The organism is Coraliomargarita sinensis (assembly GCF_003185655.1).
GTDB classification, from domain to species: domain Bacteria; phylum Verrucomicrobiota; class Verrucomicrobiia; order Opitutales; family Coraliomargaritaceae; genus Coraliomargarita_B; species Coraliomargarita_B sinensis.
Genome location: NZ_QHJQ01000004.1, coordinates 147,670 through 160,058 on the forward strand (window position 1 = coordinate 147,670; position 12,389 = coordinate 160,058).

Sequence of the window (12,389 nt, forward strand, 5' to 3'; positions counted from 1 at the left end):
ATTAGCTTAAGTAAATGTCCATCGCACCGAACATCGTCCGTTACTCCTACAATATGGGGGAGAAGCAGCTGGATTTTGATATCGGCACATCTGAAAGCGATGTCGTCACACCGGAGGACATGGCAGCCCATAATTATCCGGAATGGACACGGCTCGACCACGAGCAGTGTGCCTGCTGTCCCCTGAAGACGGAGACACACAGCCACTGTCCGGCCGCGATCCGGATGCATGAGGTACTGGAAACGTTTAAAGATTTTCAATCCGTGGAGCGGGTCGAACTGACCGTGGAGACCGAACGGCGCACTTATCTTCAGGAATGTGATCTACAAAGTGGTTTAAACTCCATGCTGGGGCTGCTCATGGCCACCAGTGGCTGCCCGGTCGTCGGGAGGCTGCGTGCCATGGCCACTTTCCACATGCCGTTTTGCTCCTTCGGCGAGACCCTGTTTCGTTCAGTTGGTGCCTATCTGACCAAACAGTATTTCGCCAAACAAGACGGAGAAGAGCCCGACTGGGAACTGGAAGGCCTGAAGCAATTCTACGAGGAACTGGAGCAACTCAACCAGGCTTTTTCGGAACGCATTCGTGGCATTGAACAAAGTGATGCTATCTCGAATGCCATGGTCATGTTCTTCGCCGCATCGATTGTGGTCGCCGACGCACTGGAAGACCGCCTCGATCAATACAAGGACTACTTCACCGGAAACGCGGTGATGCCGCCCAAGGGCGGGTGATTAAATTTCGAAGTCCTGCTTTTCCTTTTCGGTCGAGCTGCTCGGAATGTGGATGTTCTCGACCATTTCGATAATGTGCTCCGGCGGACGCGGGGTGAAGGCGTTGACGGCAAAGGCGACGGCGAAATTAACCAGCATACCGACAAAGCCGATGCCCTCCGGCGTAATACCGAACAGGTATTGGTCCGGGGTCCCGTCGAGAAACTGAAAATAAGTGATGTAGCTGAAGGTAAAGAGTATGCCGGCGATCATACCGCTAATGGCACCCTGCTTGTTCATGCGACTGGAAAAAATACCCATGAGCAGTGTCGGGAAGAAAGAAGACGCCGCCAGACCGAAGGCAAAAGCCACGGTTTTGGCGATAAAAGCCGAGGGCGGATTAATCCCGAAATACACCGCAACAGCCAGAGCGACAAAGGAGGCAAAACGTGCGTAGTTGACCTCCTCCTTATCCGTCAGATCCGGCTTGAGGATTTTCTTCATCAGGTCGTGGGAAATCGAGGTGGAAAGGACGAGAAGCAGCCCCGCAGCCGTGGATAGCGCGGCCGCAATACAGCCGGCCATGAGCAGCGCGATCACCCACATCGGGAGCCCGGCCATGTGTGGATTGGCCATGACCATGATGTCGTTACCGAACCACAGTTCGTTGGGATTGGAGTCGTCGGCCTTGTTTGCGAGCAGACGTTCCCCGTGCTTGCCGATGCGCTGGTTTTCCGGAGCTTCATAGGTCGGATAGTCCGGGTTCTTCCCCTGAAAGACGGAAAAGGTGCCCGCTTCGGACATTCCCGGGCCGTAGTATTGAATTTTGCCGTCGTCGTTCTTGTCGACCCAGGCCATCTGGCCGGTCTCCTCGAACTCCTGGAACCAGGCCGGGGCTTCCGTGTAAGCCGTGTCATGAAGCTTCTCGATCAGATTGACCCGGGAGAAAGCTCCGATGGTCGGGGCGGTCAGGTAAATGACGGCAATAAAGGCAAGCGTCCAGCAGGCCGACTTACGCACCGCGCGTACATCCTTAACCGTAAAGAAGCGCACAATCACGTGCGGTAGTCCGGCGGTACCACACATTAGAGCCGCGGTAATGCAGAACATGTTGAGCGTGCTCATCTTGCCGGAGGTATATTCACTGAAACCAAGCTCAGTGTTGATGTTGTTCATCTTCTGCAGGAAGGGAACGATTTCATCCCCCGCCGTATAGTTTCCGATCAAACCCAGTTGCGGGATGACATTCCCTGTCAGCGCCATAGCAATGAAGATAGCCGGAATCGTATAGGCAAACGCCATGACGCTGTACTGCGCCACCTGCGTGTAGGTAATCCCTTTCATACCGCCGAGCCCGGCATAGAAAAAGACGATCGCACCCCCGGTAATCACACCGGAGGTAATGCTGATCCCGAAGAGCTGGGAGAACACCACGCCGACCCCGCGCATTTGTCCCATAATATAGGTCATGCAAATGAAGATCGCGCAGCCCACCGCGACCCCCCGGGCCAGCTTCGAGTAGTAGCGGTCGCCCACAAAGTCGGGCACGGTCGCCTTGTTAAACTTGCGCAAATAAGGCACCATCAGCACCGTTAGCAGCACGAATCCGCCCGTCCAGCCCATGAGGAAACGCGAGGCGTCGTAACCGGAAATCGCCACCGTACCGGCCATGGAGATGAAAGTCGCCGCCGACATCCAGTCGGCCGCGGTGGCCATGCCGTTGGCAAACGGAGAGACTCCGCCGCCTGCGGTATAATACTCTTTGGTCGAGCCCGCCTTGGAACGGAAGGCGATCCCGATGTAGAGTGCAAAGGAGAGCCCGATAAAAATGAAGTTGAGGGTATCTTGAGTCATGTCGTTTGCAGTGGGAAGGTGGCAGGTAGAAAGGTATGAAGGTGAAAAAGTCGGCAGCTAAAGGGGTGGATTACCTTCCACCTTCACGCCTTTGACCTTCTCACCTGTCGTGCGCTACTTTTCCTTGGTGTAGCCGTGCTTGTTATCCAGACGGTTCATCAGAAAAGCGTAGGTGACCAGAATCAGAATGAACCCGATTATGGAGCCCTGCTGGGCCATCCAAAATCCGAAGGGCGCATTGCCGACACTGGGGAAATTCACATCCAGCCAATCACGGAGCAGGATACTGCAGCCGTAGCTGATAAAAAACCAAACAGCCAGCAGCGCCAGAGTGAGGCGCAGACAGGACTTGCGATGGGCACGAGCGTTATCGTTCTGCATGTTTTGGGGTAGTAATCGGGGTTCGTATGTTAAGCAGTATTAGTTTGATAAAAGATTATCGTCTATGGAAGCGAGACTTCATTCGCCCAGATATCTTCCGGCTGTTGACGCCTACGAATGAGGTGGGCCTGGCCCGCCGTGTCGATCAAAACTTCCGGAGCTTCGGGGAAGGAGTTGTAATGCTTGGTCGACATGGACGCGCAATAGGCCCCGGCCCCGTCGATCACGCAGAGGTCACCAATTTTCGCAAGCGGAAGGCTACGGGTGGAAAGCAACTCCGGGTCCCCCGGGGCCGGCGTAAGTATGTCACCCGACTCACAGCAGTGCCCGGCGATCATGTAGTCTTTCCCCTCCAGTGCTGGCTCTGCCTGTAAAATGGCAATCGGGTGCTGGGCTCCGTAAATCGAGGGCCGCAACACCTCGGTCATGCCCATATCCAGTTTAAGAAACTCGTAACCGTCGGGGCCGGTGGAAACGACATCCTGCACGGAAGCGAGCACGGCACAGGCATTCGCCAATAGATAAGTACCCGGCTCGACTTCGAGATGAATCTCACGTCCGGTCTCCTCGGCAAACTCCCGGAATTTGTCCGCAACCGGCGCGCCACACTCCTGCAGGTCGGTGCCGTCTTCGTTGGCCATACGAGCCACCTTGTAACCGCCACCCAGATTCAGGCGGGTGACATCGGGAAACTGTCGGACAAGCTCCAGGCTCATCGCGGACACCTTCTGCCAGACCGAAGGATCACTCCCGGAACCGATGTGGGTGTGAATGCGCACGGCTTTCAGGTCGGCCGACGCGACAATCGCCTTCACCTGATCGATCCACTCGTGCCAGATACCGAAGCTGGAAGACGTCCCGCCGACGTTTGTGCGGTTGTTGCCGCCTGAGCCCGCACCGGGGTTGAAGCGCAAGCCGATCTCACGCCCCGGGAAAACCTTGGCGAAGCGCTCCAGTTGGTTCAGCGAGCAGGCGTTAATCTCGATCCCGAGTTCATAAAGTTCCGCAAAATCGTCCGGCAACTCCTGGGTGCTCAGACTGATTTTGTGTGGCTCGATTCCGGCGGCAATGGCGCGGCGTACTTCAAATCCCGAACTCGCATCGATCCATAGGCCCAGCTTATTGAAAAGCTTGAGGATGGCCGCGTTGGGCGAAGCCTTCATCGCGTAGCGGGCGGTAAGGCCAAAGGCATTCGGAAAATTGAGCACGTCCTTGGCCGCCGCTTCCAGCGTGGCCTGATCGTAAACAAAGACAGGCGTGCCAAACGCATCGGCAATCTGACGTGCGGATTCGTATTTGAGAAAATTCGGCTGTGGGAAGTTTGCCATGCCCGTAGCAAAGAGCCCTCGCCCGCTCTGGCAAGTGCCATGTAAAAAATAAACCCTGAAAGTCGTTATTGTTTGAACGCTGACACCCGACTGCTTTTATCCGATCCATCATGGATAGCGAGCCGACATCACCTTCAACCGAGTCAAGTCCTCCGGTGGATAGGGACACTCATACGATGGGCATGCTCTGCCATTTGTTGGGATTGTCCGGCTTCCTCGGCGTCCCATTCGGCAATATACTCGGACCACTTGTGATGTGGCTGATCAAGCGCGAAGAATGCGCATTCGCCGATGCCTGCGGTAAAGAGGCCCTGAATTTTCAAATTTCCATGACGATCTACTCAGTCGTCGCACTCTTATCCATATTGGCATTTATCGGTATCGTCCTCTTCCCTGTCATTCTCATTCTGAACATTGTGTACACCATAATTGCCTCAATTCGGGCCAGCGAAGGCACGAATTACCAATATCCTTTCACCATTCGCTTCATCAAATAAAATGGCGCAGGATTGGATCGACGCCGCCCGGAGCGGAATGGGGCTGAAAATTGCCCGGAAGCTGGATGCTGATATTCTGGAAACGCTCGTCCGCCCGCAGTTCACCGGTTATTTTGAACACAAGTTTTGCCGCGAAGAGCCCGCGCGGGAAAAACTGATTACGCTGGCCCGCGAGTTCGCAGTCGTGCCGATTTCGGGCTTTCAGGTTGGCGCCCTTGCCATCGGCAAATCAGGAAACGCCTACCTCGGCGCGAACATGGAATTTACCGGTGTGCCCTTGCATGCCGGCCTGCACGCAGAGCAATCCGCCGTGATCAATGCCTGGATGCATGGCGAGCCGGCGGTCGAGGCGCTGTATGTCTCCGAAATCCCCTGCGGGCACTGCCGTCAATTTCTGCTCGAGTTGCATGCGGCAGAAGAGCTTCCAATCCGCGTCCGGGGCGTCCAAAAAAACCTGGCCGAGCTCATGCCGGAACCATTCGGCCGACGCCGGGCCAAGGGACAGGGACTCCTGGACAGCTCACCCAGTGAAGTCGTCAAGATTCACCCGGACGACGGCAACCAAACCCAGCGTGCGATCAATGCGGCCAGCCGCAGCTACGCCCCCTACAGCAAGTCGCCGGAAGGCTTTATCATTGAGACGATTAACGGCCAGCACTTTGCCGGTCGCATCGCGGAAAGCTTCGCCTTCAACCCAAGTGTACCGGCCGTAACGACAGCCCTGAACCAAATGAACCTTTCGGCGCAGCGCAAAGTTTCCATCAGCAGTTGCACCCAAGCCAGACTTGCCACCGCACTCACTCAATCAACCGCCTTTTCCGAGGCGCTGATGCGAGGTATTTGTAATGTCCCGGTCAAGAGTGTGCTGATGGAAAGTGCCCACTAGTCCGCGGCTTCGGCCGCCCCTTCCGGCATATCGATACGCTGCCGCTGGCGTCCCCGAAAGTAGTGTAAATCCTTAAATCCTTTTTCACGCAGCATCGGTTGCACCCAGTTGAAAAACTGTCCCACCGAGGTTGGGCGGTGTGAGTCGGACCCGATAGTCAGCTTCACGCCCAGATCAGCGGCCCAATCCAGAATCAACGGATCGGGGTGTACTTCGTAGGCCCCTTTGGTCAGGCCACTGGTATTCACCTCCATACAAATGTCTTCATCGACCAGGGCCTGAAGAAATTCACGAATCACATCCTCGTGCTCTGCCGGATTGAACTCCCGGACCACCCCGTAGGTTCGGATTACATCCGGATGTGACATGCTGTCATAACGGCCGGACTGAGCCCCATCCTTTAAATGTCGAAAGTAGCTGTCGATGCGCATGGCGTCATCCTTGACCTTGTGATCGGATAGCCAGCTCAGGTAGCTCTGGCACTGCGCATGCAGGGAACCGAGCACAAAGTCCCAGTCATGAGCCGCCAGCACTTCGTCCATCGATTCCATATGCGCCTCATCGGGAAAGACTTCAGCCTCGATCCCACAGAGCACCTCCACTCCCATCGGCTTGGCGGCCGCAGCGGTCTCCTCAACCAGTGCAATGTAATCATTCAGTTGGTTGCGGTGCATCCGTATGCCTTCCTGTCCGAATGCCGACCAATCCATCGGGATATGACAGGTGATCGTGATTAAATCGAGGCCACGCTCTCTGGCCATCATGGCATATTCGATCGGTTCGCCGATCGCGTGGCCGCAAAGAGGGGTGTGCATATGACAGTCAACTCGCATGCCTCATGTCTAAAACGACCGAAGGCGCCGGAAGGAAACAAAAAATGTAGAACCTTTTCACCAGTTATTTGTTTTTTTACGGCTCTGTGCTAATCTTTTCACATATGGACTGCTACAACTATCAAACATCACTGAAACGCATTTGGAAAGATGCACTAGCCAAGTACGAGGCGGGCCAGCGAGAGCCTGATGAATACTTTGACACCGAAACGCTTGCCGAACTGGCTTCCGTCGGACTGAACGCGATGGATGTCTACGATTACGTGGAAGATTATGCCACCCGCGACGAGCCGGATTTTGAAACTTTTCTCATGATCTGTGAAGCTCGCCGTGACTATTTCCTGACCGAGCAAAATGCCAAACCATCCGATAAACGATTGGACAGTAACACCCTGCCCGCGAAGACCGACGAAGTGGAAGGTATTGTCTGGCTCCCTCGCCTGATGCCGAAGGCCCTGGCCAAGCTGCGCGGAGAACTGCCCCCGGAAACAATGTATTGCTGTGGGGGCGACCGAAAGTTCTTTAAAGAAAACGACATTCACCCGGCTGAATTCCTGCGCGCGATCTGGGCTTACCAGGATAATCCCAGCCGACTCGTGGAATGGGTGATCACTCGCAAAGGCGCAGAGTTGACAACCTGATCATATTCAACAACAGAGACGAATTATGAAGATTATTGCATATTTGAAACCCACTTGTGGCTGGAGCATGGGCGTGCGCGCCATCATGAAGAAATACGGCCTCGAATACGAAGACCGTGACATCATCAACAAACCTGACCAGTATGCCGAGATGGTGGAGAAATCGGGTCAGCCGCTTTCTCCCTGTGTTGAAATCGACGGACACATGCTGGCCGACGTCAGCGGTGAAGAAGTTGAAAACTACATGCTAAGCAACGGGCTGATCGAAGCCAGTGAAGAAGCGCCGGACGCCCCCACCAACGCGCCCTGCACGGATGAAGAGCATGAGGCCATGCGCACAAAGACCATTCGCTTCTTCTGACACGCCGCTGCGCGCCACTTGGGCGGTATAACCTTCAAAAGGCGCATAAACGCTTCAAATTTAGCGCTTTACAAAATACAGTCTATTTAAGGGGCATTTATCTCTAGACAGGTGCCTTTCGATTGCTACTTTCCGCTGTTCCTCTAGATTGGGGGCAGCTCTCTACAAGCTGTTCCTGACCTCTCTGGAGCACTGATCTTGCAAAACTAACAAGCTTTACTGATATGGACAAACAGAACATCCAGCCCAAGGCACAAGGACTTTACGACCCACAGAACGAACACGAAAACTGCGGTATCGGCCTCATCGTCGATATGAAGGGCCGCAAGTCCCATGAAATCGTCAAAGGCGCACTTGAAATCTGCGTGAATCTCGACCACCGCGGTGGTTGCGGCTGCGACCCGATCACGGGGGATGGTGCCGGTCTCTTTATCCAGCTTCCCCACAACTTCTTCAAGAAAGTGTGCCCCCAGGATTGCGGCTTTGAAGTACCTGAAGCCGGTGACTACGGTGTTGGATTTGCTTTTCTTTCCCAGGATGCAGAGGAGCGAAGTAACGAAGAAGACACGATCGCCAAGATCGTTGCCGAAGAAGACCTCGAGCTGCTCGGCTGGCGCGATGTGCCTGTGCGCAGCGAAATATTGGGTAAAGCATCCGCCGCTTGCGAGCCGGTCATGCGCCAATTCTTTATTAAGCGCAGCGAGCAGATCGAGCGCGGCCTACCCTTCGAACGTAAGCTGTACCTGATCCGCCGCCTTGCCACCCACCGCATTCGCTATAGCGGCCAGGATGAAGATTCGCTCTTCTATATCAGCTCGCTCTCCAGCCGTACCATGACGTACAAGGGCATGCTCACCACCGAGCAACTGGAGCAGTATTTCCCGGACCTGGGCGACCCAGCCATGGATTCCGCGCTGGCGCTGACACACTCGCGTTTCTCCACCAACACTTTCCCCAGCTGGCCACGCGCCCAGCCTTTCCGCTACCTTTGCCACAACGGCGAGATCAATACGGTGCGCGGTAACGAAAACTGGCTCTACGCCCGTCAGATGGAAATCGCCAGTGAAGTTTTTGGGGATGACCTGAAGAAGCTTCTGCCCATCATCCGTGAAGACGGTTCCGACTCGCAGAAGTTCGACAATTGCCTGGAATTCCTGATTCTTTCCGGCCGAAGTCTCGCGCACGCCATGATGATGATGATTCCCGAGCCTTGGGAGCGTCACAAAAGCATGCCACAGTGGAAGCGTGACTTCTATGAGTTCCACGCCTGTCTGATGGAGCCTTGGGATGGCCCGGCCTCGATGGCGATCTCCGACGGCGTACAAGTCGGCGCGACACTCGACCGCAACGGCCTGCGCCCCTCCCGCTACTATGTCACTTCCGACGACAAAGTCATCCTGGCGTCTGAAGTCGGTGTCCTCGAAGGTGTCGAGCCCAAGAATGTGATCAAGAAGGGCCGCCTCGAGCCGGGCCGTATGTTCTTGATCGACATGGACAAGGGCCGCATTGTGGGCGACGAGGAATTGAAGAAGCAGATCGCTTCCGAGCAACCTTACGGCGATTGGCTCAAGCAAAACCTGATCGACGCGAAGACACTTCCGGCACCCACCAAGGAGGAAACTCCGGTCGACGACTTCGATACGATCAAAACACGCCACAAGGCCTTCGGTTACACTTTCGAGGACCTGCGCTTCCTCATCGCACCCAGTGCCGAAGCGGGCAAGCAACCGCTTGGTTCCATGGGGAACGATGCCCCGCTTGCGGTGCTCTCCGACCAGCCGCAGCTTCTTTATAATTATTTCAAGCAGCTCTTTGCCCAGGTCACGAATCCGCCGATCGACCCGATCCGCGAGGAACTGGTCACGGCCAGCGTCACTTTTATCGGCTCCGAGGGTGACCTGACCCGCCCCGGACCGCAGAGCTGCCGCATGATCAAGTTCGACTCCCCGCTGATCAACCGTCACCAGCTGGCTCAACTCCGTAACTTGAACGAAGACGGCTTCAAGTCGACGCGACTGTCCATCACTTTCGAAGCGGAAGTCGGCGGTCTGGCCGAAGGACACAACAGCATCGCCGAGCCCCGCATCTCCGGCAAGGGTCTGGAAGCGGCCTTGGAGCAACTCTTCGATAACGCCGATGCCGCGATTCGCGACGGAGTCAACGTCCTCATTCTGTCCGACCGTAAAGTCGGATTCAAGAAGGCGCCGATCCCCGCTCTGCTGGCCGTCGCAGGCCTGCACCACCACCTCGTGCGTCAAGGCACCCGCACCCGCGTCTCGCTGGTGCTGGAATCCGGCGAACCACGCGAGGTCATGCACTTTGCCCTACTACTCGGTTACGGAGCCGATGCGATCAATCCCTACCTCGCGCTCGAAACCGTTCGCCACATGGTGGCGGAAAAGGAAATCGACATGGACGGCGATACCGCCTGCCAGAACTTCCTCAAGGCCAACCTCGGCGGCGTGATCAAGACCATGTCGAAGATGGGTATCTCGACTGTCGCCTCGTACCGTGGCGCCCAGATATTCGAGGCCATTGGCCTGAACCAGTCGGTCATCGACAAGTATTTCACCAAGACCGCTTCCCGCGTTGAGGGTATCGGCCTCGGCACGATTGCCAAGGAGACGGAAGCACGCCACACCAAGGCTTTTGCACCGCGTGACGACGAGCGTGCGGGCGAGCTGGATCCCGGCGGCATCTACCAATGGCGTGCCGGCGGTGAGCGTCACCTCTTCAATCCGGTCACCATCCACAAGCTGCAAAAAGCGACCCGCCTGGGGGACTATGAAGTCTTTAAGGAATACTCTAATGCGATCAACAACCAGTCCAAGGAGATGTTTACCCTCCGCGGCCTGATGGATTTCAAATTCGACGAAGCGAAGTCGATCCCCATCGAGGAAGTTGAACCGGCCTCCGAGATCGTAAAGCGCTTCAAGACCGGTGCCATGTCCTATGGCTCGATTTCCAAAGAGGCCCACGAATCCCTTGCCATCGCCATGAATCGTCTTGGCGGCAAGTCCAATACCGGCGAAGGTGGCGAGGATATCGACCGCTTTACACCGGATGAAAACGGTGATTCACGCCGCTCGGCGATCAAGCAGGTGGCATCCGGCCGTTTCGGTGTGACCAGTTACTACCTCGTCAACTCCGACGAGATCCAAATCAAGATCGTTCAGGGTGCGAAGCCGGGTGAAGGCGGCGAATTGCCGGGCCACAAGGTTCTGCCGCAAATTGCCAAGACCCGCGGCACGACCCCGGGCGTCGGGCTCATCTCCCCGCCTCCGCACCACGATATTTACTCAATTGAGGACCTCGCGGAACTTATCCACGACCTCAAGAATGCCAACGTCAATGCCCGTGTGAACGTGAAGCTCGTTTCCGAAGTCGGCGTCGGCACAATTGCCGCCGGTGTGGCCAAGGCGAAGGCGGACGTCATCCTCGTCTCCGGTTACGACGGTGGCACCGGTGCTTCACCGCGTTCCTCCATCCAGCACGCAGGCGCTCCCTGGGAGCTTGGCCTGGCCGAAACAAATCAAACTCTCCTGCTCAACGACCTGCGCTCACGCGTCGTGGTTGAGACTGACGGCCAGCTCAAGACCGGTCGCGATGTGGCCATTGCTTGCTTGCTCGGTGCGGAAGAATTTGGCTTTGCCACGGCTCCGCTCGTCACGCTCGGCTGCCTCATGATGCGGGTCTGCCACAAGAATACTTGCCCGGTCGGTGTGGCGACGCAAAACCCTGAGCTGCGCAAGAAGTTCAAGGGAGGCGCGGATGCCGTCGTACACTTCATGAACTACGTGGCCGAAGAAATGCGTGAAGTGATGGCTCAGCTCGGCTTCCGCAGCATCAATGAGATGGTCGGTCGCGTCGATAAGCTGGAAATGCGTAGCGCTATCGACCACTGGAAGGCCAAGGGCTTGGACTACAGCAAGATTCTCTACCGCCCACAGGTCGAATCCGATGTCGGCACCTACTGCCAGATGAAGCAGGACCACCTCCTCGACAAGTCCCTCGACATGACGAAACTGCTGGATCTGGCAAAACCTGCCATCGAAGAAGGCAAGTCCGTCGAAATCGATCTGCCGATCGTGAACACCAACCGCGTGGTCGGTACCATTACCGGTTCGGAAATCTCCCGAAACCACGGCCCGGACGGCCTGCCGGAAGATACGGTTAAGATCAACCTCACCGGTTCCGCCGGCCAGTCACTGGGTGCGTTCTGTCCGAATGGGATGACCTTTACCGTGACCGGCGATACCAACGACTATCTCGGTAAAGGGCTCTCCGGCGGCAAGATCATCGTCCGCCCACCGGAAGACTCCCCCTTTGTGGCACACGAAAACATCATCACCGGTAACGTCTGCTTCTACGGCGCGACCAAGGGTGAAGCCTACATCGCGGGCATGGCCGGCGAGCGCTTCTGTGTACGTAATTCGGGTGTCGAAGCCGTCATTGAGGGCGTGGGTGACCACGCACTCGAGTACATGACCGGTGGCATGGTGATCAACCTCGGTTCAACCGGACGCAACCTTGGTGCCGGTATGTCCGGTGGTGTGGCCTACATCTACGACGAACTCGGAGATTTCGTGGAAAACCGCCTCAACCCGGACATGGTCAACGTCTACCAACTCATCGAGTGTGGTGACGATGAAATGGCCAAGGTCAAAGCCAAGATCGAGAAGCACGTCATGCTAACGGGCTCGGCTCGCGGACGCGACATTCTGGCTGACTGGCCTGCCGTTGCCGGCAAGTTCCTCAAGATCATGCCTCAGGACTTTGAGCGTGTCCTCCAAGCCCAAGCTCGTGCCGAAGAGCGCGGTCTCCAGGGCGAAGAAGCCATTCTCGCCGCCTTCGAAGAAAACGTGAAGGCAGGACACTAAACCACCTTCACATAC

10 protein-coding genes are annotated in these 12,389 nt (G+C 56.2%); 6 read left to right on the forward strand and 4 right to left on the reverse strand.

Annotation, left to right across the window (positions count from 1 at the left end):
* Nucleotides 1-14: 14 nt before the first annotated feature.
* Nucleotides 15-734, forward strand: a complete 720-nt coding sequence (locus tag DDZ13_RS07270; RefSeq protein ID WP_110130777.1) for a DUF6901 family protein — start codon at nt 15-17, stop codon at nt 732-734.
* Here the strand turns inward: DDZ13_RS07270 and DDZ13_RS07275 are convergent, their stop codons facing one another.
* From DDZ13_RS07275 to DDZ13_RS07285, 3 genes are all read right to left on the reverse strand, one after another.
* A complete protein-coding gene (locus tag DDZ13_RS07275; RefSeq protein ID WP_110130778.1) occupies nt 735-2,567 on the reverse strand; it encodes a sodium:solute symporter family protein in 1,833 nt (610 codons plus the stop codon).
* A gap of 114 nt (nt 2,568-2,681) precedes the next feature.
* Entirely contained in the window at nt 2,682-2,948 is a 267-nt protein-coding gene (locus tag DDZ13_RS07280; protein WP_110130779.1) for a DUF4212 domain-containing protein, read from the reverse strand.
* Nucleotides 2,949-3,010: 62 nt separating this feature from the next.
* Complete coding sequence (locus tag DDZ13_RS07285; protein WP_110130780.1) at nt 3,011-4,276, reverse strand: diaminopimelate decarboxylase; 1,266 nt, start codon at nt 4,274-4,276, stop codon at nt 3,011-3,013.
* A gap of 155 nt (nt 4,277-4,431) precedes the next feature.
* Here DDZ13_RS07285 and DDZ13_RS07290 point away from each other — a divergent pair, with 155 nt between their 5' ends.
* Together DDZ13_RS07290 and cdd are read left to right on the forward strand one after the other, a co-directional pair.
* Entirely contained in the window at nt 4,432-4,773 is a 342-nt protein-coding gene (locus DDZ13_RS07290; protein ID WP_233246112.1) for a DUF4870 domain-containing protein, read from the forward strand.
* Nucleotide 4,774: 1 nt separating this feature from the next.
* Complete coding sequence (cdd, locus tag DDZ13_RS07295) at nt 4,775-5,659, forward strand: cytidine deaminase (protein ID WP_110130781.1); 885 nt, start codon at nt 4,775-4,777, stop codon at nt 5,657-5,659.
* On the opposite strand, the gene DDZ13_RS07300 is transcribed toward cdd, so the two are convergent.
* Nucleotides 5,656-6,474, reverse strand: coding sequence for a histidinol-phosphatase (locus tag DDZ13_RS07300; RefSeq protein WP_110130782.1), 819 nt, complete (start codon nt 6,472-6,474; stop codon nt 5,656-5,658). The genes cdd and DDZ13_RS07300 overlap by 4 nt on opposite strands.
* A 122-nt stretch (nt 6,475-6,596) precedes the next feature.
* Here DDZ13_RS07300 and DDZ13_RS07305 point away from each other — a divergent pair, with 122 nt between their 5' ends.
* The 3 genes from DDZ13_RS07305 (at nt 6,597) to gltB (ending at nt 12,374) form a co-directional block, all read left to right on the forward strand.
* Nucleotides 6,597-7,133 carry a DUF5069 domain-containing protein gene (locus DDZ13_RS07305; protein WP_110130783.1) on the forward strand — a complete coding sequence of 179 codons (537 nt, stop codon included), beginning with the start codon at nt 6,597-6,599 and terminating at the stop codon, nt 7,131-7,133.
* A 25-nt stretch (nt 7,134-7,158) separates the two neighbouring features.
* Nucleotides 7,159-7,494: a glutaredoxin family protein gene (locus DDZ13_RS07310; RefSeq protein WP_110130784.1), complete on the forward strand. Its 336-nt coding sequence runs from the start codon at nt 7,159-7,161 to the stop codon at nt 7,492-7,494.
* 224 nt (nt 7,495-7,718) lie between these two features.
* Nucleotides 7,719-12,374 carry a glutamate synthase large subunit gene (gltB, locus tag DDZ13_RS07315; protein WP_110130785.1) on the forward strand — a complete coding sequence of 1,552 codons (4,656 nt, stop codon included), beginning with the start codon at nt 7,719-7,721 and terminating at the stop codon, nt 12,372-12,374.
* Nucleotides 12,375-12,389: the final 15 nt, after the last annotated feature.